This is a genomic window from Jannaschia sp. S6380 (assembly GCF_023015695.1).
In the GTDB taxonomy this organism is placed as follows: domain Bacteria; phylum Pseudomonadota; class Alphaproteobacteria; order Rhodobacterales; family Rhodobacteraceae; genus Jannaschia.
Map to the genome: position 1 here is coordinate 468384 of NZ_JALKAS010000001.1, position 22849 is coordinate 491232.

At 68.2% G+C, this 22849-nt stretch carries 23 protein-coding genes; 9 read left to right on the forward strand and 14 right to left on the reverse strand.

Annotated features, from left to right (window positions below):
• Window positions 1-101: 101 nt before the first annotated feature.
• The 3 genes from MWU52_RS02470 (at window position 102) to MWU52_RS02480 (ending at window position 3282) form a co-directional block, all read left to right on the forward strand.
• Entirely contained in the window at window positions 102-1115 is a 1014-nt protein-coding gene (locus tag MWU52_RS02470; RefSeq protein ID WP_246949031.1) for an ABC transporter substrate-binding protein, read from the forward strand.
• A gap of 90 nt (window positions 1116-1205) precedes the next feature.
• Window positions 1206-2009 carry an ABC transporter ATP-binding protein gene (locus tag MWU52_RS02475; RefSeq protein ID WP_246949033.1) on the forward strand — a complete coding sequence of 268 codons (804 nt, stop codon included), beginning with the start codon at window positions 1206-1208 and terminating at the stop codon, window positions 2007-2009.
• 10 nt (window positions 2010-2019) lie between these two features.
• Window positions 2020-3282 carry an ABC transporter permease gene (locus MWU52_RS02480; protein ID WP_246952724.1) on the forward strand — a complete coding sequence of 421 codons (1263 nt, stop codon included), beginning with the start codon at window positions 2020-2022 and terminating at the stop codon, window positions 3280-3282.
• Window positions 3283-3324: 42 nt separating this feature from the next.
• Here the strand turns inward: MWU52_RS02480 and MWU52_RS02485 are convergent, their stop codons facing one another.
• The 3 genes from MWU52_RS02485 to cobA are packed head-to-tail and all read right to left on the reverse strand — an operon-like array spanning window position 3325 to window position 6713.
• Entirely contained in the window at window positions 3325-4554 is a 1230-nt protein-coding gene (locus MWU52_RS02485) for an MFS transporter (protein WP_246949038.1), read from the reverse strand.
• A gap of 52 nt (window positions 4555-4606) precedes the next feature.
• Window positions 4607-5860 (reverse strand): cobyrinate a,c-diamide synthase, encoded by a 1254-nt coding sequence (locus MWU52_RS02490; protein ID WP_246949041.1) that lies wholly within the window; start codon window positions 5858-5860, stop codon window positions 4607-4609.
• A gap of 7 nt (window positions 5861-5867) precedes the next feature.
• Window positions 5868-6713, reverse strand: a complete 846-nt coding sequence (gene cobA / locus MWU52_RS02495) for a uroporphyrinogen-III C-methyltransferase (protein ID WP_246949044.1) — start codon at window positions 6711-6713, stop codon at window positions 5868-5870.
• Between the two features lie 85 nt (window positions 6714-6798).
• On the opposite strand from cobA, the gene MWU52_RS02500 reads away from it, so the two are divergent.
• The 5 genes from MWU52_RS02500 to MWU52_RS02520 all read left to right on the forward strand — a co-directional run bounded on the left by MWU52_RS02500 (window position 6799) and on the right by MWU52_RS02520 (window position 10566).
• A complete protein-coding gene (locus tag MWU52_RS02500; protein WP_246949047.1) occupies window positions 6799-7824 on the forward strand; it encodes a cobalt-precorrin-5B (C(1))-methyltransferase in 1026 nt (341 codons plus the stop codon).
• Entirely contained in the window at window positions 7814-8557 is a 744-nt protein-coding gene (locus MWU52_RS02505; RefSeq protein ID WP_246949050.1) for a precorrin-6A/cobalt-precorrin-6A reductase, read from the forward strand. The genes MWU52_RS02500 and MWU52_RS02505 overlap by 11 nt, the downstream gene beginning before the upstream one ends.
• Window positions 8514-9161: a DNA-3-methyladenine glycosylase 2 family protein gene (locus MWU52_RS02510; RefSeq protein ID WP_246949054.1), complete on the forward strand. Its 648-nt coding sequence runs from the start codon at window positions 8514-8516 to the stop codon at window positions 9159-9161. Before MWU52_RS02505 ends, MWU52_RS02510 begins: the two co-directional genes overlap by 44 nt.
• Window positions 9162-9163: 2 nt before the next feature.
• Window positions 9164-9814: an alpha/beta fold hydrolase gene (locus MWU52_RS02515; RefSeq protein WP_246952726.1), complete on the forward strand. Its 651-nt coding sequence runs from the start codon at window positions 9164-9166 to the stop codon at window positions 9812-9814.
• A gap of 146 nt (window positions 9815-9960) precedes the next feature.
• Complete coding sequence (locus MWU52_RS02520; protein WP_246949056.1) at window positions 9961-10566, forward strand: HNH endonuclease; 606 nt, start codon at window positions 9961-9963, stop codon at window positions 10564-10566.
• Window positions 10567-10593: 27 nt separating this feature from the next.
• Here the strand turns inward: MWU52_RS02520 and MWU52_RS02525 are convergent, their stop codons facing one another.
• The 11 genes from MWU52_RS02525 to mazG all read right to left on the reverse strand — a co-directional run bounded on the left by MWU52_RS02525 (window position 10594) and on the right by mazG (window position 21608).
• Entirely contained in the window at window positions 10594-11844 is a 1251-nt protein-coding gene (locus MWU52_RS02525) for a sodium:proton antiporter (protein ID WP_246949059.1), read from the reverse strand.
• Between the two features lie 19 nt (window positions 11845-11863).
• A complete protein-coding gene (locus tag MWU52_RS02530) occupies window positions 11864-12286 on the reverse strand; it encodes a cupin domain-containing protein (protein ID WP_246949062.1) in 423 nt (140 codons plus the stop codon).
• Window positions 12283-13176: a DMT family transporter gene (locus MWU52_RS02535; protein ID WP_348645485.1), complete on the reverse strand. Its 894-nt coding sequence runs from the start codon at window positions 13174-13176 to the stop codon at window positions 12283-12285. Before MWU52_RS02535 ends, MWU52_RS02530 begins: the two co-directional genes overlap by 4 nt.
• Entirely contained in the window at window positions 13173-14468 is a 1296-nt protein-coding gene (locus MWU52_RS02540) for an ATP-binding protein (protein ID WP_246949064.1), read from the reverse strand. Before MWU52_RS02540 ends, MWU52_RS02535 begins: the two co-directional genes overlap by 4 nt.
• A 96-nt stretch (window positions 14469-14564) precedes the next feature.
• Window positions 14565-15842, reverse strand: a complete 1278-nt coding sequence (eno, locus tag MWU52_RS02545) for a phosphopyruvate hydratase (RefSeq protein WP_246949067.1) — start codon at window positions 15840-15842, stop codon at window positions 14565-14567.
• A gap of 45 nt (window positions 15843-15887) precedes the next feature.
• On the reverse strand, window positions 15888-16775 hold the full coding sequence (locus MWU52_RS02550) for a DMT family transporter (RefSeq protein ID WP_246949070.1): 888 nt from the start codon (window positions 16773-16775) through the stop codon (window positions 15888-15890).
• Between the two features lie 22 nt (window positions 16776-16797).
• A complete protein-coding gene (locus tag MWU52_RS02555; RefSeq protein ID WP_246949073.1) occupies window positions 16798-17217 on the reverse strand; it encodes a Fur family transcriptional regulator in 420 nt (139 codons plus the stop codon).
• A gap of 36 nt (window positions 17218-17253) precedes the next feature.
• Complete coding sequence (locus tag MWU52_RS02560) at window positions 17254-18642, reverse strand: protein adenylyltransferase SelO (RefSeq protein ID WP_246949076.1); 1389 nt, start codon at window positions 18640-18642, stop codon at window positions 17254-17256.
• A 57-nt stretch (window positions 18643-18699) separates the two neighbouring features.
• Window positions 18700-19632: a nucleoside hydrolase gene (locus MWU52_RS02565; RefSeq protein ID WP_246949079.1), complete on the reverse strand. Its 933-nt coding sequence runs from the start codon at window positions 19630-19632 to the stop codon at window positions 18700-18702.
• Between the two features lie 94 nt (window positions 19633-19726).
• A complete protein-coding gene (locus tag MWU52_RS02570; protein ID WP_246949081.1) occupies window positions 19727-20737 on the reverse strand; it encodes a Fe(3+) ABC transporter substrate-binding protein in 1011 nt (336 codons plus the stop codon).
• A gap of 67 nt (window positions 20738-20804) precedes the next feature.
• The gene (gene mazG / locus MWU52_RS02575; protein ID WP_246949083.1) at window positions 20805-21608 is read right to left on the reverse strand and encodes a nucleoside triphosphate pyrophosphohydrolase; all 804 of its coding nucleotides are present in this window, start codon (window positions 21606-21608) and stop codon (window positions 20805-20807) included.
• A 56-nt stretch (window positions 21609-21664) separates the two neighbouring features.
• On the opposite strand from mazG, the gene MWU52_RS02580 reads away from it, so the two are divergent.
• Window positions 21665-22828 (forward strand): M20 aminoacylase family protein, encoded by a 1164-nt coding sequence (locus MWU52_RS02580; protein WP_246949094.1) that lies wholly within the window; start codon window positions 21665-21667, stop codon window positions 22826-22828.
• Window positions 22829-22849 lie beyond the last annotated feature (21 nt).

Genomic DNA, 22849 nt, shown 5'->3' on the forward strand with positions numbered 1-22849 from the left:
CCGCGTTGCCGGTTCGGAACACTATGCGTTCCGACGCGGCGTCAGGGGGCCGCCAGATGCTGCCGCACAAGAGACGACAACCAACCGGGAGACGACGCGAAATGACACTGAAATCCAAGCTTATGGGCACCATCGCCGCCGCCACGATGCTGTCGGGCGCGCAGGCCGCCCTGGCGGACGGGCACCTGGAAGAGATCACGGTGGCCTATTTCCTCGAATGGCCGATGCCGTTCCAGTACGCGAAGGTGAACGGCACCTACGAGGAGGAGATGGGCGTCGATATCAACTGGGTCGCCTTCGACACCGGCACCGCGATGTCGGCGGCCATGGCGTCGGGCGACGTGCAGATCGCCGTCAGCCAGGGCGTGCCCCCATTCGTCGTGGCGACCAGCGCGGGCCAGGACCTCAAGGCCGTCGACGTCGCCGTCAGCTATTCGGAAAACGACAACTGCGTCGTGTCCAGCGCGCTGGAGATCGACAAGGAGTCGGCTGGCGACCTGGCCGGCAAGAAGGTCGGGGTGCCGATCGGAACGGCGGCGCATTACGGTTTCCTGAGCCAGATGAACCATTTCGGCGTCGACGTCTCGACGATGGAGGTCGTGGACATGGCCCCCGCCGAGGGCGCGGCCGCGTTCGAGCAGGGCAGCCTCGACATGGTCTGCGGCTGGGGCGGCGCGCTGCGCCGGATGAAGGAGCATGGCAACATCCTGCTGACCGGCGCCGAGAAGGAGGAGCTGGGAATCCTGGTCTTCGACGTGACCTCGGCCCCCGCCGAGTTCGTGGCCGAGAGCCCGGATCTGCTGGCGAAGTTCCTCAAGGTGACGGCCGATGCCAACGCCCGCTGGAACGCCGGCGGCGCCGAGGCCGAGGAGATGATCCCGGTGATCGCGCAGGACGCGGGCATGGACGAGCAGTCGACCCGCGACACGATGGCGACCTTCGTCTTCCCGTCCCCCGAGGAGCAGCTGAGCGAGAAGTGGCTCGGCGGCGGCGCGGCAGAGTTCATGGGCGGCGTGGCCGGCGTGTTCACCGAGGCCGGGTCGATCCCGTCGGCGCTGGGCACCTACGACGACGTCGTGGACACCGGCGCGCTGTCGGCCGCGAGCGAGATGTAAGATGCCGGACCGGGGCGGTGTCCGCATCGCCCCGGTCCCCAGACCGGCCGCACGACCCTGACCTGACACCAAACCGAACGGAGACCGTCGATGAACGGACTTTCGATCGAGAACGTCTCGATGCGCTTCGACCTGCCCAACGGCAGCTATGTCCAGGCGCTGAAGGATGTCTCCCTCTCCCTCGACCATGGCGAGCTGATGTCGGTGCTGGGCCCCTCGGGCTGCGGCAAGACGACGCTCCTGAATATCGTGGCGGGTTTCCTGGCGCCGACGGAGGGGCAGATCATGCTGAACGGCCACCGCGTCACCGGCCCCGATGCCGAGCGCGGCATGGTGTTCCAGCAAGGTGCGCTGTTCGAATGGATGTCGGTGCGCGAGAACGTCGAATTCGGGCCCCGCATGAAGGGAAGCCCGGCCGAGGACCGGCGCCAGAACGCCGACCGCCTGCTGGAGATAACCGGCCTGGGCGATTTCAAGGACAAGGCGATCTACGAGCTTTCGGGCGGCATGCAGCAGCGCGTGGCGCTGGCCCGCTGCCTGGCCAACGACCCCGACGTGATTTTGATGGACGAGCCGCTGGGCGCGCTCGACGCGCTGACGCGCGAGAAGATGCAGGGCCTGGTACTCAAGCTCTGGAAGGAAACGGGCAAGACCATCATCCTGATCACCCACTCCGTCGAGGAGGCACTGCTGCTGGGCGAACGGCTGATCGTGATGGCCCCGCGCCCTGGCCGCATCCACAGGGAATACCGCCTTCCCTTCGCCGAAGCCGGCGTGAACGCGGACCTTCGGACAGTCAAGAAGGACCCGGAATTCGGTCGCACGCGGGACGAGATCCTTTCGATGATCTGGGAGATGGAAGAGGAAATCATGGGTCGGACGGAGAACGCATGACATGACCGGAATCATCATCCTCGTCATCTACATCGCGCTTTTCGCGGCGTCGGCGGCCATCGTCACCTTCCTGATGCGCAACCGGAAGCCCAAGGATTTCACGGCACTCAAGACGGTGACCTTCGGCGACGAGAGCGCGGTGCGCCCGAACCGCTGGGCCAGCGTGATCTCGGTCGTGGTGCTGTTCCTGATCTGGGGGGCGTTCACCGGATCGGCCCTCGTGCCCATCCACATGCCGGGCCCGTTCGAGGGCGAGACCGGCTTCACCTACACGGCGCGGAACGCGGCGGGCGACACGGATGACGCGCAGGTGCGCATCCTTGTCCATCCGGTCGGCGAGAGCGTCGAGGATCCGACAGTCGATCCGGGCGACGGATTCGCGCTGAACGACGTGGACACGGTCGGTAGCTATCGCAGCAAGCTGATCCAGGTGCAGCGCAACGACGTCGGCGGCGAGGACGACGGCTATGCCGTGGTCGCCATCAACGGCGAGGAGATCGCCCCGGGCGTCACCGTCGGGCTGGACGACGGTCGCGTAACCATGTCCGACCGGGGCAGCCTGAACTTCGTACCGGAGCCCGGTCTGCAGATGCAGCCGCTTTACCTGCCGTCGCCCGAACGGGTGGTGCAGGCGGTGGTCGACGTGTGGACGGACGGGTTCCGCAACTTCACCCTGATCGAGCATCTGGGCTGGTCGCTGATCCGCGTGCTGGGCGGCTTCGTCCTGGGCGCGCTGGTCGGCATCCCGCTGGGATACGCAATGGGCCTGTCGAACTGGTTCCGCGGCTGGTTCGACCCGATCGTAGAGTTCATGCGCCCGGTTCCGCCGCTGGCGCTGATCCCGCTGATCATCATCTGGTTCGGGATCGACGAGACGGGCAAGATCGTCCTGCTGTTTCTCGCCGCGCTCTGGATCATGGCGATCGGTGCGCGCGCGGGGGTGTCGGGCGTCAACATCACCAAGATCCACGCGGCCTATTCGCTGGGCGCGTCGAAGACGCAGATCCTGCGCCACGTCATCATCCCGAACTCCCTGCCCGAGATCTTCACCGCCGCCCGCGTCGCGATGGGCGTGTGCTGGGGCACGGTCGTGGCGGCCGAACTGGTGGCGGCGAACGTGGGGGCAGGCATGATGATCACGGCCGCGTCGAAATTCCAGCAGACCTATATCGTGGTCATGGGCATCATCCTGATCGGGATCATCGGCTTCCTGATCGATATCCTGATGCGCAAGGCCGAAAACTGGCTGGTGCCGTGGAAAGGTCGCAGCTGACGCAACGGCGGGGCGCGCCATCGACGCGCGCCCCGGGCCCCGTCAGGTCGACCGGCGCGTCATCCGCAGCCAGATCAGCGCGCCGCCCGCCAGCGTCAGGAACGGGATCATCGCGTAGTTGACGGCCGACCATCCGGCGACTGCGTCGGCGGCCGAATTCATCAGCCCGCCCGACGAAAGCGAGGCGACCGTCACCAGCCCGAAGACCAGCATGTCGTTCAAGCCCTGGACCGTGCCGCGTTCCTCGGGCGCGTGGCTGGCGGTCAGCATGTTGGTGGCGCCGATGAAGCCGAAGTTCCAGCCGAGGCCGAGCAGGATCAGCGCCCCGTAGAAGTTCGCCAGCGTCACGCCTGCCAGCGCCACGACGCCCGCCGCCCCCAGCAGAACCAGGCCCGCGGCAACGATCCGGGTGGTTCCGAAACGCGCGATCAGGTGGCCCGTGAAGAAGCTGGGCGCGTACATCGCAATGACATGGGCCGAGACGATATCGGCCGCGTGGCCGGTGCCGAAGCCGCAGCCGACCACGGCCAGCGGCGTGGACGTCATCACCAGGTTCATCAGAGCGTAGGCCACCATCGCGCAGATGATCGACACGACGATCGCCGGCGTGCGCAGAAGCTCCGCCCGCGTCCGGCCGCGCGGCGCATCGACCGTGGTTCGCGCGGGGGTGGGGATGTCGAGCAGGAAGAACAACCACAGCCCGATCACATTAAGCACCACGACGCTGGCATAGGTGGCGACGAAGGGAATCACCGTCGCGTCGGCGGTGAACTTGACGATCTGCGGGCCGACCAGGGCCGACAGCAAGCCGCCGGCCATGACATAGCTGATCGCCTTGGGGCGGAACGCGTCGGAGGCGGTGTCGGTCGCTGCGAAGCGGTAGAAGCCCAGCGTGCTCATGAAGACACCGGTCAGATAGGCACCGAGGAGAAAGATCGCGAAGCTTGCCGTCAGCAGGCCCACGACGCTGAGCGCGGCGCCCAAGGCCCCCGCCAACGCGCCGAGGACGAAGCCGAAGCGCCGCCCCCGCGCCTGCATCAGCGGACTGATCCAGGGTGCGGTCGTCATCGATCCGAAGACGATCAGGCTGATCGGCAGCGTCGCCAACAGGGGGGTGGGCGCGATGGACATGCCCGCGAGGCCCCCGGCGATGAAGTTCAGCGGCAGTTGCGCACCCAGGATCGCCTGGGCCGCCACCAGCACCAGAACGTTGCGCCGGGCACGGGAATCGTCGGGTGGAACGGTGGATGCTGCGGGGGCGATGTCGGTCATGCCACCGTCCCTACGCCCGCGTCCGGAGGGCGTCCAGTTCTGCTTTGTGTCGCTACGATCGCGGTCCGGCGGGTGCGATGAGATGGGCGAAGCTGCCCTGTGCCTGCCCCGCGCGCAGGCCCATGGCGGGCAGGACCGTCCCTTCGGCATCGGTGGCGTCGAAGAGCCAGTCGCCTTTCTCGTCCACGGTCGTGGCATAGTGGAATTCGTGTCCGGCCCAGTACCCGGCAAAGGGACCGTGATCGCAGCTGAGGTGCCGGTATCCGAGATGCAGTCGCCGTTCGGCGAAGGACGTCTCCAGCCGCAAGAGGCCGGCCATCGCGTGCCGCGCCCCGTCCGCGTCGATCAACCCGTCGCCCATCACCATGTAGCCGCCGCATTCGCCGTGGACGGCACGATCCCGCAGCGATGCCAGGAAGCGGGCGTGGGCGGCGATACGTCCGGCATGGAGTTCGGGATAGCCGCCCGGGAGGTAGACAAGGTCGGCCTGCGGTGCCGCCTCGTCCGCCAGGGGCGAGAAGGGCAAGATCTCGGCCCCCGCCCGGTGCCAGCCGTCGAGCAGGTGCGGATAGGCGAAGGCGAAGGCTTCGTCGCGGGCAAGTGCGATCCGTTGCGCCGGGGGCTCGATCGCGACCGGCGTGGCATCGGGCAGGGGGGTGGCCAGCGATGTCAGCGCGTCGAGGTCGACATGCGCGGCCATGATCCGCCCGACATGGGCGAGGAAGGCGGCAAGGTCTGGATGCTCGCCCGCCTGCACCAGACCCAGATGGCGCGAGGGCAGGGAAAGGCTCGCATCCCGGGGGATCGCGCCCAGAACCGGGAGGGGGCAGGCGGCACGCAGCATCGCCTCGTGCCGGGCGGACCCGACGCGATTGAGGATGACGGCCGCGACGCGCACCTCGGGGTCGTGGTTCGCGAAGCCCGCCACCAGCGGCGCCAGCGACTGCGCCATCCGGGCCGCATCGACGACCAGCACAACGGGCAGGCGCATCTGCCGCGAGAGATCGGCCACCGCGCCGCGCCCAGCGGGTGGTGCGCCGTCGAAAAGACCCATCGCGCCTTCGATCAGCAGCGTGCCCGGCCCCGCCGCAAGCCCCGCGATCATGTGGGGCGTCATCGCCCAGGCATCGAGGTTGGGGCAGGGCGCGCCGCTGGCCGCCACGTGGAAGCGCGGGTCGATGTAGTCGGGGCCGGACTTGGCGCCGCGGACCGGAATGCCCCGGTCGCGCAGGGCGCGGAGCAGGCCGAGCGTTACGGTCGTCTTGCCGCTGCCCGAGGACGGTGCGGCGAGGATCAGGCCGGGCATCGGCGGGTCAGCCCTCCTCGGCCGGGCGGCGCAGGTCGAGGGGGTCGAGGTTGCGCGGCGCCTCGCCCCGCGCCTGCGCCTGCCAGTCGAGGGCCTGACGCAAGGCGACAGCCATGCCGATGCAGATGATCGCGGGCGGCTCCAGCCCGGCGGCCTCGATATCGGCCTCGACCTGCGCCAGCGTCGTCTCGATCGTACGCTGTTCGGCCAGCGTCGCTGTGGTGGTAACGGCGACGGGCTCGGACGGTCGGCGTCCGGCGGCGATCAACTCCGCCGCAATCTGGCCGATGTGCTTCATCCCCATGTAGAGGACGATGACCTGGCTGCCTCGCGCGATCCCGGCCCAGTCGAGTGCCGTGGGCGCCAGCCCCGCGCGGTCGTGGCCGGTGACGAAGGTTACCGACTGGTTCACGTCGCGATGCGTGACCGGGATGCCGGCATAGGCGAGGCCGGCGATGCCGGCGGTGATGCCCGGCACGATGCGGATGGGGATGCCGTGCTGGACCAGCGTCTGCGCCTCCTCTCCGCCGCGGCCGAAGACGAACGGATCGCCCCCCTTCAGGCGCAGGACGCGCCGGCCGGCGCGCGCGAGGTCGACGAGCCGCAGGGAGATGTCGCGCTGATTGTGCGAAGGCTTGCCGCCGCGCTTGCCGGCATAGATCTTCTCCGCATCGGGCGCCCAGTCCAGGATACCTTCGTGGACGAGCGCATCGTAGACGATCACGTCGGCCTGCCGCAGCGCGTTCAGCGCGTGCAGCGTCAGAAGCCCCGGATCGCCGGGCCCCGCACCGCAGAGCCAGACCCAACCCGGTTCGAGCTCGGGCCAGTCGTGGGAGGGGAGTCGCGCGTCCATGCGCCATCTATGCCGCGCCGCGCGGCCCGTGGAAAGCCGCGCGGCGACCATTGGCGGGGCGGGGGCGTCATGCGAGACAGGGGTGATGAGCAAGGCCGAACCCCTCCGCCGTGGCTGGACCACGGGCGCCTGTGCGACGGCGGCCTGCAAGGCGGCGCTGACGGGCCTGTGGGGCGGCGACGTGCCGGAGCGTGTGACGATCACGTTGCCCCGGGGCGAGACGCCGGCCTTCGCGGTGGCGGAGGCGACGCGCGGCGACGGTTGGGTCGAGGCGGGCATCGTCAAGGATGCGGGCGACGACCCCGACGTGACGCATGGCGCGATGATCCGCGTGCGGGTCGCGGCATCGGCGGGTGGCATTGTGTTCCGCGCGGGCGAAGGCGTGGGACGCGTGACGAAGCCCGGACTGCCGATCGGGGTGGGGGAGCCCGCGATCAATCCCGTGCCCCGCGCGATGATGGACGAGGTGGTGGCGGAACTGGCCGCCCGGCACGCATGCGCGCCGGATGTGCAGGTCACGGTCTCGGTCCCGGGCGGTGCGGCGCTTGCGGCGAAGACGTGGAACCCGCGATTGGGGATCGAAGGGGGGCTGTCGATCCTGGGGACGACGGGGATCGTGCGTCCATTCTCCTGCGCGGCCTGGATCGCGTCGATCCACCGGGGCGTGGACGTGGCGCGGGCCAGCGGCCTGATCCATGTCGCGGGCTGCACGGGTGCGACGAGCGAACGCGTGGTGCAGGCGCTGCACGGGCTGCCGGATCACGCGATGCTGGACATGGGCGACTTCGCGGGGGGGATGCTGAAATACCTCGCGCGCCATCCGGTCCCGCGCGTGACCGTCGGTGGCGGCATCGGCAAGGTGTCGAAGCTGGCGCAGGGGGCCGTCGACCTGCATTCCGGGCGCAGCCAGGTGGACTTCGCGCGCCTGTCGGATTTGGCGGGCACGGATCTGACGACCTGCAATACGGCGCTGGAAGCGGTCGGACGGGTGCCGGAGCTGGCCGGACGCGTCGCAACGGAGGCGCGGACGCGAGTGCGTTCGATGATCGAGGCGGAGGTCGACATCGTGGTGATCGACCGGGCCGGAGCGATCCTGGCGCATGCCCGGTAGCGTGCTGATCCTGGCCGGGACGGGGCTGGCCAGGCGGCTCTGCGCGCGGGTGGCGGACTGCGATGTGCTGGCCTCGCTGGCGGGTGTGACGGAGGTGCCCGCGGATCTGGCCGTCCCGGTGCGAACGGGTGGATTCGGGGGCGAGGCGGGCTTTCGCGCGGCCCTGGGCGGGATCGCGGCGGTGCTGGACGCGACCCATCCCTTCGCCGTGCGGATCAGCGGCCGGACGGCGCGCGTCTGCGCCGAAATGGGCCTGCCGCTGCTGCGGTTGGAGGCGCCGCCCTGGCCGGACGACCCGTCCTGGCACCGATATGCGAATGCCGACGCGGTGGCGAACGCCTTGCCGGCCGGCGCGCGGGTCTTCCTGTCCACAGGGCCCGGCTCGCTCGACCCGTTTCTCGGCCGCGGGTTCGACCTGTTCTGTCGCCGGATCGACCCGGCCCCGGCGCGGGAGGGGGTGCACTGGATCGTCGGGCGCCCGCCTTTCGCCACGCCGGACGAGCGCGCACTGTTCGCAAGCCTTCGCATCACCGATCTGGTCACCAAGGATTCCGGCGGGGCGCGGGCCAAGCTGGACGCGGCGGCGGAACTCGGGGTAGCGGTCCATGTGATCGACCGGCCCCCGCCGGGCGCCGTGACTTGCGAGACGACCGATGACCTCGACCGCGCCGAAGCCTTCGTTCGCGCCCATGCCGCAGGGCGACCACCCGGCGGGGCGGATCATCCACGGTGACGCCTGCGTCGCGGAAGGGGCCGCGTGGCTGGCCGCGCGGGATCCGCGCTTCGCCGAGGCGCTCCGCCTGACCGGACCGCTGCCGCTGCGGCGCCGGGCCGACGGATTCCCTGCGCTTCTGGGCGCCATCGTCAGCCAGCAGGTCAGCGTCGCCTCCGCCAACGCGATCGTCGCGCGGTGCGAGGCGGCGAACCTGCACGACCCCGCCGTGGTCCGCGCCGCGGCCGAGGCGGAGATGCGCGCCTGTGGCCTGTCGCGACAGAAGATCCGGTACACCCGTGCCCTGGCCGAGGCGGACATCGACTTCGACGCGCTGCGCCATGCGACCACCGCCGAGGTGGTGGAGACGTTGACGCAAGTGCCCGGCATCGGCCGGTGGACGGCTGAGATCTACGCGATGTTCAGCCTGGGCCACGCCGATGTCTTCGCGCCCAACGACCTGGCCCTGCAGGAAGGCGCGCGGCTTCTGTTCGACCTGCCCGAGCGGCCGAAGGAGAAGGCGCTGCGGCAGCTGTCCGAAGACTGGTCGCCCTGGCGTGCGGTTGCGGCGCGGCTGCTCTGGGCCTACTACGCGCATGCCAAATCGCGGGAGGGCATCCGGTGACATTGAACCATGAACGCCGGGGGCCGAAGGCGCCGAAACGGCTGGTGATCTTCCTCCACGGCTACGGCGCCAATGCGGCCGACCTGATCGGCCTGGCCGATCCGTTGACGCCGCACATGCCCGACACGGCGTTCGTGGCCCCCGACGCGCCCGAGGCGCTGCCCGGAATGCCCGGGGGGTTCCAGTGGTTCCCGATCCCCTGGATCGACGGATCCAGCGAGGAGGCCGCGATGGCGGGCATGGATCGCGCGGTCGACGACCTGAACGCCTGGCTGGACGAGATCGTGGCTGCCGAAGGGGTCACGCCCGCGCAGACGGTCCTGTTCGGATTCAGCCAGGGCACGATGATGGCGCTGCATGTCGCCCCCCGCAGGGACGCGCCCTTCGCTGGTCTCGTCTGCTTCTCCGGCCGGATGCTCAAGCCCGAGGACGCCGCCGAGGAGACCGTGTCGCGCATGCCGGTTCTGCTGGTCCACGGCGACGCGGATGAGGTCGTGCCGGTCCAATCGCTACCCGAGGCCGCGGAGGCGCTGGAAGGCGCGGGGTTCGATCGGGTCTATGCGCATGTGATGAAGGGCACCGGCCACGGTATCGCGCCTGACGGGTTGCAGGTCGCTCTGGCCTTCATGCGGGACGTCTTCGGCATCGAATAGCACTGACCTGAAACCGTCATGACACGGCGATCGGCCGGCCATGATGTAGAGGCTTGTCAGGGCTCGATCCCCAGATATAGTCCCAAGCGAGAGGGCCGCGCGCCCGGGGGCCGGGCGGGCCGCTCTCCGATAAGGGAAGCGACCGGATGAGCGCCTTGAATGCGATCCAAGATCCCGATTTCCGGATGGAATTCACCCGCGATCCGGCGGGGCTGCGGCATTTCCCGGCACTGGTGCTGAACGCCGACTACCGGCCGCTGTCCTACTACCCGCTGTCGCTCTGGCCATGGCAGGACGCGGTGAAGGCCGCGTTTCTCGACCGCGTGACCATCGTCAGCGAATACGAGGAGGTCGTCCGCTCGCCCACGACGACGATCCGGATCCCGTCGGTCGTGGTCCTGAAGGACTACATCAAGCCGCAAAAGCGGGTCGCGTTCACGCGCTTCAACCTGTTCCTACGGGACGAGTTCTGCTGTCAGTATTGCGGCTCGCGGGGGGACCTGACCTTCGATCATGTCGTGCCCCGCGCCCGCGGCGGCATCACGTCGTGGGAGAACGTCGTCGCCGCCTGCGGGCGGTGCAACCTGAAGAAGGGATCGCGGTCTCTGAAACAGGTCGGCTTCACCCTGCGCCGCGCCCCGCGTCGCCCCGGATCGGCCGAGCTGATGAACCAGGGTCGCAAGTTCCCGCCGAACCACCTGCACGAAAGCTGGATGGATTTCCTCTATTGGGATGCCGAGCTGGAGGCGTGATGCCGGGGTGGCGAACGCACCGACCCGTCACATCAGTTCCGGCTCGCCACCCACGCGCGTTGCCAGGCGCGCGACCGTCAGGCCCTGAACGATGATCGAGAACAGGACCACGAAATAGGTGCAGGTCAACATCAGCGGCTTCCATTCGTTGTCCGGCAGGGCCAGCACGAGCGCGACCGATATGCCGCCCTTCAATCCGCCCCAGGTCATGATGCGGGTGATGCCGTCCTCGAACTCGGGCGAGAACGGCTTGAGCAGTTGGACCGGCACGAAGACCGCGGCGAAGCGCGCCAGCAGGTGCAGGGCGATCGCGGCGAGGCCGGCGACCACGAAGCTGGCCTCGAAGGCGACGGCGAAGACCTCCACCCCGATCAGCAGGAACAGGACGGCATTCAGGATCTCGTCGACCAGGGTCCAGAACGTGTCGACATGGGCCCGGGTGTCGTCGGACATGCCGTACTTGCTGCCGACATCGCCGATCAGCAGGCCCGCCACGACCGCCATTATAGGCGCCGAGACATGCAACCAGACCGCGAGCTGGTAGCCCCCGAACGCCAGGGCCAGCGTGATCAGCACCTCCAGCGGCGGGTCGTCGATGCGGCGCATGATGCGGAACGTCAGCCAGCCCAGCGCGCCGCCCAGCGCGGCACCGCCGAACGCTTCCCGCACGAAGAGGCGGGCGGCGTCCGACAGGCCGGCGCCATGCGCGTCGCCGGTCGGAAAGGCGATGCCGACCAGGACCAGAAACACGACATATCCGACGCCGTCATTGAAGAGCGACTCGCCCGCGATCTTCGTCTCCAGCGTCCGGGGCAGGTTGGCCGCGCGCAGCACGCCCAGCACCGCGACCGGATCGGTGGGCGAGATTAGCGATCCGAAGACCAGCGCGATCAGAAGCGGGGCCCCGGTGATCCAGCTGAACCCGACGCCGGCGATGATCGTCGACAGGCCCACCCCCAGTGTCGCCATAAGCAGCACCAGCATCCATTCGCGCCTCAGGTCGGCCACCTTGACATGCAGCGCGCCCGCGAACAGCAGCAGGCCCAGCATCCCCTCCAGCAGGGCGTCGGAGAATTCGATGTTCAGGACGACGGCGCGGATGTTGTCGGCCACCCCCAGTCCGGGCGCCACCAGGTCGAGCATCATGATCCCGAAGCTGGCCGCCAGTGCCACGATCAGGATGCCGATCGCCGATGGCAGCTTGAGGAACAGGTAGTTGATTGCCCCGAACGCCGCCGCGAGGACGAGGAGGAGCGAGGCGACATGCAGCAGGTTCATGGGCAGGGGATCCTGGACTTCACGTAGGGATGTCGAAATCCGGGTCCGCCAGTTCGAACCCGTCGAAGGTGAAGCCCGGAGTGACGGTGCAACTGACCAATGTCCAGTCCCCCGTGCCGCGCGCCGTCTGCCAATGACCCGCGGGCACGGTCCCCTGCAGCGCATGGTTCAGCGGGTCGCCCCCCAGCGTCGTTGACCGGACCGGACCCGCCGCGTCGGCCGCCTGCGACAGGATGAGCGGGGCGCCGGCTTGCCAGAACCAGATTTCGGTCGCGTCGACACGGTGCCAATGGCTGCGCTCCCCCGCACGGAGCAGGAAATGTATGGCGGTCCCGACGGGGCGCCCGCCGGGGCCGGATGGACCGGCCCATGTCTGCCGATACCATCCGCCTTCGGGATGCGGTGTCAGACGAAGATGGTCGATGATGCGTTCGGCGGTCATGCCGGACCCCTTTCGCGCCAGAGGATGTAGAGCCCCGTGGCGACGGTCACGCCGATCCCGGCCATGGCCAGCGGGTTCGGAAAGTCGCCGAAGATCAGCAGGCCGATCAGGGCGGCCACGGGAATTTCCAGATACTGCATCGGGGCCAGGGTCGAGGCCGGCGCATGGCGCAGCGACCAGGTCATCAACAGATGCGCCACGGTCCCGAGCCCACCCATCAACAGCAGCAGCGGCAGATGCCCCGATACCGGCGCGACGGCCAGCGTGCCAACGGCGGGCAGGGTCGCGTAGGCCAGGCCCAGCACGAGGGTCGCCAACCCGCCCGACGCGGCCTGCATGGCGATCGGATCCGCCTCGTCCGCGATACGACGGGTGACGAGCATGAAGGCGGCGAACACGAAGGCCACGCCCAGCGGGTACAGCACCGGCCAGCCCACGGCGACGAAGCTGGGCTGCATCACCATCAGCGTGCCGACGAAGCCGATGGCGCAGGCCGTCAGGCGTCGTCGTCCGACGGCCTCCCCCAGCAGGAAGTGTCCCAGCAGCAGGAGGATGAACGGCATGACGAATGCGATGGCCAGTGCGTCGGCCAGCGGCAGATACGTCAGCCCCGTCACCATCAGCCAGATGCCCGCGACCTGCAGCGCGGCGCGCAACGCGGTCAATTGCCAACCCAGCCGCGACATCGACCAGCCGCGCGCCGTGATCGAGACGATCGGGGTAAGCACGACGACCTGCACGGCGAAACGCACGAGTACGAGTTGGAGGACGGGGAAATCGCGGGCCAGCAGCTTTGCCGTCGCATCCGACATGGGGGCCAGGCAACAGAAGCCCACCATCAGCAGCATGCCCAGCGCCGGTCGGTCGGCGCGGGGTTGCGTCAGGGTCAAGTGGGCAGGCGCAGACGCGCCGTGGTCCCGACGCCCGGGGCGCTTTCCAGTTCGAACGTGCCGCCGGCACGGCGGGCGAAATCGGTGACCATGGCCAGCCCGAGGCCCGATCCCTGGCCCGGCGGCTTTGTCGTCACGAAGGGCTCGGTGGCACGCGCCAGAACCGCGGGCTCCATCCCCGGGCCGTCATCGGCGACCGTGATCATGATCCAGGGTCCCGTATCCGACGGCGCCGCGGGCGAGGCGATCTCGACCGCGCGCAGTGTGATCGTCCCGCCTTCGACCATCGCGTCGCGCGCGTTGACGATCAGGTTCAGCATCGCCGCCTCGAACTGCGACGGGTCGGTGCGCAGGCCGAGGGGTGCTTCGGCCTCGACCGTCAGGACGACATTGGCCGGCAGGACCCGGCGGGCGAAACGGGCGAACCCTTCCAGGAACGGTGCGAGGTCCAGCATCCGCGTGTCGCTGGGCGCCCTGCGGCTGGCCGCCAGCAGCTGACTGACAAGATGTCCGCCGCGTTCCGTCGCATCGCCGATCTCGCGCAGGAGCGGGTCGCGTTCGGCGGCGGGCACCTCGCCCAGAAGGTCGATGTTGCCCCGCATGACGGTCAGCAGGTTGTTGAAGTCATGCGCGATCCCGCTGGTCAGCCGGCCCACGGCCTCGCCCTTCTGGGCATGCACCAGCTCTTCGGTCCGGGCCGAAAGGCGCGCCCGCGTGGCGGCGGTCGTCAGGACGACTTGGGCGAAATAGACCGTGATTAGTGTCACGGCCACATGCAGGAAGATACGGTCGCCCATCTCCATCCCGTTGACGAAGCCGACGCCGAAGGTCGTCAGCTGCGCGCCCAGTGCGACGATGACGACGCCGATCCGGGCGGCGTCCTGCGACCGCGTGTCGTAGCCGATGCAGTTCAGCGCCTGCCCGAAGATCAGCAGTGCCGCCGCCCGCGATCCCGTGACCGTGGGCCAGAAGGCGTTGACCACGGCGAAACCCGTGAATGCGGCGATGGTGACGCCATGATGGGCCAGCAGGCCCATCAGCATGCCGCGCGTCACCTGCGCGGCGCGCGCCACGCGGCCGACATGGCGCACGTAGGTCAGGTCGGAGATGAAATAGATCGGGGCGATCAGCGCGACCCAGGGCGAGCCGTCATAGACCAGCATCAGGACGATGGCGGCCGCGATCAGGATCAGGCGCAGGGGCCGGTCGGGCGCCTGCTCCTGCTCGATGGCGAGGAAGTCGGCGACCTGGCGGCGGAACTGTCTGTCCTTCAGAGTAGGGGCGTGCATCATCGCAAAGCTCCGTTCCCGAGGACGCTAGCATAGGCGGTATCCCGCGCAAGCGGAACGCGCGCCGATGCGGGACGGCGGGCGACACTGTTGCCGGGATCACCCGCGCAGGATCGAACGCCCCGCATAGACCGCCGTCTCGCCCAGCGCCTCTTCGATGCGAATAAGCTGATTGTACTTGGCCAGCCGGTCCGAACGGGCCAGGCTGCCGGTCTTGATCTGCCCGCAATTCGTGGCCACGGCGAGGTCGGCGATGGTGGCGTCTTCGGTCTCGCCGGAGCGATGCGACATCACGCAGGTCATGCGGTTGCGATGCGCCAGGCCGACCGCCTCCAGCGTCTCGGACAGGGTGCCGATCTGATTGACCTTGACAAGCAGGGAATTCGCCGCGCCCTTCTCGATCCCGTCCGATAGGCGCGCCGGATTGGTCACGAACAGATCGTCGCCCACCAACTGCACCTTGTCGCCCATGGCTTGCGTCAGGCCCACCCAGCCTTCCCAGTCGTCCTCGGCCATGCCGTCTTCGATCGACAGGATCGGATAGTCGCGTACGAGGGCGGCAAGATAGTCGATATTCTCGTCCGAAGACAGCGTCTTGCCTTCGCCAGCCAGATTATAGGCGCCGTCGCGGTAGTATTCGGTGGCCGCGCAGTCTAGGGCCAGCATCATCTCGTCGCCCGGCGTATAGCCCGCCTTCTCGATCGCCTTCAGGATGAAGTCGAGCGCGTCACGCGTGCTGCTGAGGTTCGGGGCGAACCCGCCTTCGTCGCCGATCCCGGTGGACAGGCCCGCGGCCGACAACTCGCCCTTGAGGGTGTGGAAGACCTCTGACCCCATGCGGACCGCCTCGGCGATGGATTCGGCGGCGACCGGCATGATCATGAATTCCTGGATGTCGATCGGGTTATCGGCATGTTCGCCGCCGTTCACGATGTTCATCATCGGCACCGGCAGGACCCGCGCCGAGGTGCCGCCGACGTAGCGATAGAGGGGCAGGGCGCTTGCATCGGCGGCGGCCTTGGCGACCGCGAGGCTGACGCCGAGTATCGCATTCGCGCCCAGCCGGGACTTGTTGTCCGTCCCGTCCAGCTCGATCATTGCGCCGTCGATGGCTTCCTGTTCGGTCGCGTCGAAATCAAGGAGCATCTCGGCGATCTCGCCGTTCACCGCGGCCACCGCATCGCGCACGCCCTTGCCCTTGTAGCGGGACTTGTCGCCGTCGCGTTTCTCTACCGCCTCGTAGGCGCCGGTGCTGGCGCCCGAGGGCACCGCCGCACGACCCATCGTGCCATCTTCCAGCAAAACGTCCACTTCGACGGCCGGGTTGCCGCGGCTGTCGAGAATTTCGCGGGCGTGGATGTCGGTGATCGCAAACATGTGGGAGGCCTCCAGGCTCGAGTCGTGCCCCCTTAACAAGGCCAGTTACGCTTGGGAAGCGGCGCGCAGCCGTGCCTCGCGGATCAAGGTGAAGAGCCCCGACGCGATCACGACGCCGACCCCGATCAGGGTCGCGGCACCGGGACGCTCGCCGAAGAACGCCACGCCGACGAAGAGCGCGAACAGCATTCGCGAGTAGCGGAACGAGGAGACGACGGCGATATCTCCCAACCGGGTCGCCGCGACGATGGTCAGGTATCCCGCCATTCCGATCGCGACACAAAGCGCGAGAACGCCGAACTGCGCCAGTTCCGGGGTGACGAGAGGTTCGCCAAGCGCGACCTGCAGCAGGATGCCCGCCGGCACCAGCGACGCGAAGGCATGTAGCGACAGCCGTGCACCGGACACCACGCCCGGCATCGTCCGCGTCACCAGGTCGCGCCCGGCCAGGGCCAACATGCCGGCGACGGCCAGCAGCACCGCCGGTTCGAACCCCGCCGCCCCCGGTCGGATGATCAGAAGCACGCCCGCGAACCCGAAACCGATGGCTGCCCAGCGACGCCAGCCGACCGTCGCACCCAGGAAGACGGCCGCCCCCATCGCGACGACCAGCGGCGTGGCCTGGATCACCGCCGAGGCGAGCGAGAGCGGGATCAGGGCCAGCGCCGAGATGAAGCAGCAACTTCCGAACACCTCGAACCCCGTACGGGCCAGGACACGGGGGCGCAGATAGTGTGGCGACCAGATGCCCTGACCCGATACCGTCAGCCAGGCGACGAAGGCCACGGCCCCGCCCAGACCCAGCATCCAGACGATCTGCGCCGGGGCGAAGGCACCCGACAGGCCCTTGATCAGTGCATCCTCCACCGTGAAACACGCCATGGCGGCCACCATCAGCGCGGCGCCCTTCAGGCTGTCCGTGGCCGCGGACATGGTGCCGCGTGCCAGCGATCCATCAGTCATCGCGGTGGCGCTTCGTGCCGAACAGCTCGAGCCTGTGCCCCTTCAGGTCGTAGCCCAGACGCTCCGCGATCCGTTCCTGCAGTGCCTCGATCTCGGGGTCGACGAACTCGATCACCTCTCCGGTCTGCAAGTCGATGAGGTGGTCGTGATGGTCCCGTTCGGCGTCTTCGTATCGCGCGCGTCCGTCGCCGAACTCCCGACGCTCCAAGAGGCCCGATTCCTCGAACAGCTTGACGGTGCGATAGACGGTCGCGACCGAGATGTTCGGATCCACCGCCGCCGCCCGCGCGTGGATCGTCTCGACATCGGGGTGATCGTCCGACGCTTCCAGCACCTGCGCCACGGTGCGGCGCTGCCCGGTCAGGCGCAGGCCCTGCGCTTCGCAGCGGTCGAGGATCGATGGCGTCGTCATGGCCGCCCTCCTATCGGGGCATCGCGAATGGGGCAATCACGTCCCGCAGAAGGTCTGCGTGACCCGCTCCGCATCGGTTGCGGGTACACGGTAGGGCCTGTTCGCCTCCGTTTCCGACCACGGATCGGCCAGCACGGCATTCAAGGCATGGAACGGCGCGAGATCGCCTTCATAGGCCGCGGCGATGGCCTGTTCGACGCGGTGGTTGCGCGGGATGATCGCCGGGTTCGCCCTTGCCATCGCCCCATTGTCCGGGCTGCGGGCTTGCCAGCGGGCCAGCCAATCGTCGAAGCGTTCGCGGCAGGTGACCTGATCGCGGGCCACGTCGGGATCCACGGTCAGCGCGCGGAACGTATTGGTGAAGTCGCCCCCGCCTTCGCGCATGATATCGAGAAGTTCCATGGCGAGGTTCATGTCGTTCATCCCGATCTTCGCCGCCATCACCTTGGTCCAGGCCTTCGCATAGAGGTCGCGGAACCCTTCCAGCACCTCGGTCGCGTCCGCCACGGCGGCCTCGCGATCGCCCATCAGCGGCAGCAACGCGGTCGCCAGCTGCGCCAGGTTCCAGAGCGCAATGTCGGGCTGCTTCGACCAGGCATAGCGGCCGAACTGATCGATGGAGCTGAACACGATGTCGGGGTGATACGTCTCCATGAAGGCGCAGGGGCCATAGTCGATGGTTTCGCCCGAGATGGTCATGTTGTCGGTGTTCATCACGCCATGGACGAAGCCCAGACCCATCCACTGCGCGACCAGCTTGGCCTGCGCGTCCATCACGTGCCGCAGCAGACCCATCGGACCGTCGGCCCCTGGGGCGTGCCGCGCGATCGCGTGGTCCAGCAGAAGGCGCAATCCTTCGACATCGTCACGCGCGGCGAAGACCTGAAACGTGCCGACCCGGATATGGCTGGCCGCGATCCGTGTCAGCACCCCGCCGGGCAGCGGTCCTTCCTGGCGCAGGACCGTCTCGCCCGTGGTCACGGCGGCGAGCGCGCGAGTGGTCGGCACGCCCAATGCATGCATCGCCTCGGACACGACGTATTCGCGGATCACCGGGCCCAGTGCCGCGCGTCCGTCGCCCATGCGACTGTAGGGCGTGGGCCCCGATCCCTTGAGTTGCACGTCCACGCGCCCCTGCGGCCCCAGATGCTCGCCCAACAGGATCGCGCGTCCGTCGCCCAGTTGCGGCGACCAGCCCCCGAATTGATGCCCGGCATAGAGCTGCGCCAACGGCTTCGCCCCCTCGGGCACGCGATTGCCGGCGAAAACATCCACCGCGTCCCGCAGGGCATCCGGGTCCAACCCGAGTTCACGCGCCAGACCCTCGTTCAGCGCCACCCAACCCGGATCGGCGACCGGGGCAGGCGCCATCTTCGTATAGAACCGCTCCGGCAGACGGGTGTAGGAATTGTCGAAGGCGAACATGGTCTTCCTCTGGCGGCAAATACCTCGGGGAGCGCGAGGGGCGGGCCCCTCGCGGCGCTACAGACGCGTCAGTCGCGCGGTCAGGAGGTCGAAGAACCCGTCCGCGTCCATGTCGCCGATGAACAACGCATTGGGCGTCCGGTCGGTCACGCCCCACCAATCGGCCACGGTCATGCCACGTGTCAGCGGGCTGTCGACCTCGATCTCGACATTGACCTCGCGCCCGTCGAACAAATCGGGGCGCAGCAGCCAGGCGATCACGCAGGGGTCGTGCAGCGGCGCGCCCTCGCTGCCGTACTTTTCCATGTCGAACCGCTCGAAGAACCCGGTCCATCCGGCGACCGCCTGACCCACGCGTCCGGCGGCGCGGAAGGCGTCGTTACGCGCGCGCGTCGTCAGTGCCTTGTGCGTGCAGTCCAGCGGCAGGACGGTGATCGGGGCGCCGCAGGCGAAGACGTCGCGCGCGGCCTCGGGGTCGACATAGATGTTGAACTCGGCCGCGGGCGTGATGTTGCCCACTTCGAAATAGGCGCCGCCCATCATCACGATCCGCGCAATCCGGTCGGCGATATCGGGCGCGCGCGACAGGGCCGTCGCGACGTTCGTGAGCGGCCCGAGGGGACAGAGCGTGACGGCCCCCGGCGCCTCGGTCCGTAATGTGTCGATGATGAAGTCGACCGCATGCCGATCCTGCAACGGCATCGCCGGATCGGGCAGGTCGGTGCCGTCGAGGCCGGTCTTGCCGTGGACATGCTCCGCCGTGACGAGGTCGCGCGCCATGGGGCGATCGCAGCCGGCGAAGACGGGCACATCCGGCCGTCCGGCCAGTTCGCAGACGACACGCGCGTTTCGCGCCGTCAGGTCCAGCGGCACGTTGCCTGCCACGGCGGTGATGCCGAGGACGTCCAGTTCGGGCGAAGCCAGCGCCAGCAGGATCGCGACGGCGTCGTCCTGGCCCGGGTCGGTGTCGATGATGATCTTCTGTGTCATGCCCGGAGGAAGAACGGCGCGCCCCGGAATGTCCAGAGCGCGCCGCGTCACCGCCCGTTCGCGGGCCGAACCCGCCAGCACGGTATTCCGTCGATCAGGAGCCGGCGTCGAAATCGACCTCCTCGACCAGCTTCAGCGCCTCGGCGCGGTGGCTGGCGATGTCAGTCAGGGGCGTGTCGTCCGCGGTGATCTCGCCCCAGCCGGCCACGAGGTCGGACGGCGGCGTGTCGGGGGCCACGGGGTACTCGTTGACCACCTCGGCATAGGTCTGCTGCGCCTCGGGCGAGGAAAGGTATTCCATGAAGGCGAGCGCCTCCGCCTCGTTCGAGGCCCCTTCGACCATGGCGACGCCCGAGATGTTCACATGCGTGCCCGAGCCGTCCTCGAAGGTCGGGAATTCGATGCGGACGGCGTTGGCCCATTCGGCCTGCTCGGGGTCCTTCAGCATCGCACCCATGTAGTAGGTGTTGCCGATCGAGACGTCGCATTCCCCGGCCCAGATCGACTTGACCTGTGCGCGGTCGTTGCCTTCGGGCGCCTTGGCCAGGTTCGCCTTCACGCCCTCCAGCCAGTCGCGCGTGGCCTCGACGCCGTTATGCTCGATCATCGCCGAGATCAGGCCGATCGTATAGACATGCGTGCCCGAGCGGGTGCAGATGCGACCCGCCCATTCCGGATCGGCCAAATCCTCGTAGGTCGTGACCTCGCCCTCACCGACGCGCTCCTTGCTGGCATAGATCACGCGGCCGCGCGTGGTCAGGCCGAACCAGTGGTTGTCTGCGTCGCGCATGTTCTCGGGGATGTTCGTCTCGAGCGTCTCGCTTTCGACCGGCTGGGTAACGCCCGCCTCCTTGGCCTCAGCCAGGCGCGAGATGTCGACGGTGAAGATCAGGTCGGCGGGGCTGCGCTCGCCCTCGGCAACCAGCCGTTCGGTGATGCCCTTGTCGATATAGACGACGTTGGCCGTGTGACCGGTCGCTTCCTGGAACCCGTCGATCAGCGGCTGGATCAGTTCGGGCTGACGGTAGGAGTAGACGTTCACCTCGCCCGCGAAGGCGGGCAGGGCGGCGAGGGCAGTGGTGGCGAGAATCGCGGTCCGGAGCATCGGAACCTCCTGTTGTTCGATGCATCCGATATTTCCGACAAAAACGATCAGGTCAATCCCGAGTATTTCAGTAAGACGATTTTTCACGCCTCTTCGCCGCATCCCACAGGACATCCATCTCGGCCAGGTCCGATTGCGACGGGCTGCGGCCCTGCGCGGCCAATTCATCCTCGATCGCCTCGAACCGGCGGATGAACTTTGCGTTGGCCGCGCGAAGGGCCGCCTCCGGATCGATCTCCAGATGACGGGCGAGGTTGGCCATGACGAAAAGCAGGTCGCCCATCTCCTCGGCCGCGGCTTCCGGCGTCAGCGTATCGCGCGCCTCCACCAGTTCGGCCGCTTCTTCGCGCAACTTGTCGAGGACGGCGACCGTTTCGGGCCAGTCGAAGCCGACCCTCGCGGCGCGGTTCTGCAGCTTTACCGCGCGGGTCAGCGCCGGCAGGCCCTTCGCCACGCCGTCCAGCGTGCGGCCCTGTCGCTCCTTTGCCTTGGCGGCTTCCCAGTCGGCAACCTGCTGCTGGGCGCTCTTGTCGCGGCTCTGGTCGCCCCAGATATGGGGATGCCGATTCACCATCTTCTGGGCCACACGTTCGGCGATGGAATGGAAGTCGAACCGGTCCTGCTCCGCCCCCATCCGCGCGTGATAGATGACCTGCAGCAACAAGTCGCCCAGCTCCCCCTCCAGCTCGTCCCAGGCCTCGCCCTCGATGGCATCGGCGACCTCGTAGGCCTCCTCGATTGTGTAGGGTGCGATGCTGGCGAAGTCCTGCTCTATGTCCCAGGGGCAGCCGGTCCGAGGGTCGCGCAGCCGGTCCATGATGGCCAGAAGGCGGGGCAGGCCGCCACCGGGCGTGGTGCAGATGTCGTCCATTGAATCTCCTCCGGTCCGGGTGTTTCCTGCCCGCAAATCGTATCGAAGGACAGCCCATGCCCGTCATCAACTCCATCGCCGCCCTGCAGCCCGAGATGCAGGAATGGCGCCGCTGGCTGCACCGGAACCCGGAATTGCAGTTCGACCTGCCCAAGACGGCGGGGTTCGTTGCGGACAAGCTGCGCGCATTCGGCGTCGACGAGATCCACGAGGGCATCGCGACCAGCGGCATCGTCGCCCTCATCGAAGGACGGGGAAAGGGCCCCACCATCGGCCTGCGCGCCGATATGGACGCATTGCCCATCCCCGAGGCAACGGGGGCGGATCATGCCTCCGAGACACCGGGCATGATGCATGCCTGCGGACATGATGGGCATACCACGATGCTGCTGGGTGCCGCGAAATACCTGGCGGAGACACGCAACTTCGCGGGACGCGTCGCGCTGATCTTCCAGCCGGCGGAAGAGGGCGGCGGGGGCGGCGACGTCATGGTGCGGGAAGGGATCATGGACCGGTTCGACATCGAACAGGTCTACGGGATCCACAACGCGCCGAACTTCGAGGAAGGGGCGTTCTTCACCGCGCCGGGGCCGATCATGGCGGCCGTCGACACGTTCCACATCGACATCACGGGCAAGGGCGGGCATGGCGCGATGCCGCATGACACCAAGGACCCGGTGGTGGCCGCGCTGGGGATCGGGCAGGCAATCCAGACGATCGTGAGCCGCAATCACTACGCGCTCGATGAGCTGGTGGTGTCGATCACCCAGATCCACACCGGGACGGCGGACAACATCATCCCCGGCACGGCCTACATGGAAGGCACTGTGCGGACCTTCGATCCGGCGGTGCAGGACATGGTCGAGCGGCGTCTGTCGGAAATCGTGGCGGGGCAGGCTGCGAGCTATGGCGTGACCGCGACCTGTCGCTATGCACGTGGCTATCCGGCGACGGTGAACCATGCGGAGAAGGCCGATTTCGCGGCGAACGTCGCGGCGGACGTGGTGGGCAAGGGGCTGGTCACGCCGGACGCGCCTAAGGAAATGGGGGCGGAGGATTTCAGCTACATGCTGAATGCGCGGCCGGGAGCGTATCTGTTCCTCGGCGCGGGCGAGGGGCCGGTGCTGCACCATCCGGAATACGACTTCAACGACGCGATCGCGCCCATCGGGGCAAGTTTCTTCGCCCGCATGGTGGAGATGGCGCAGCCCGTGGGGTAATGCCCGGGGCTTTGCCGGCCG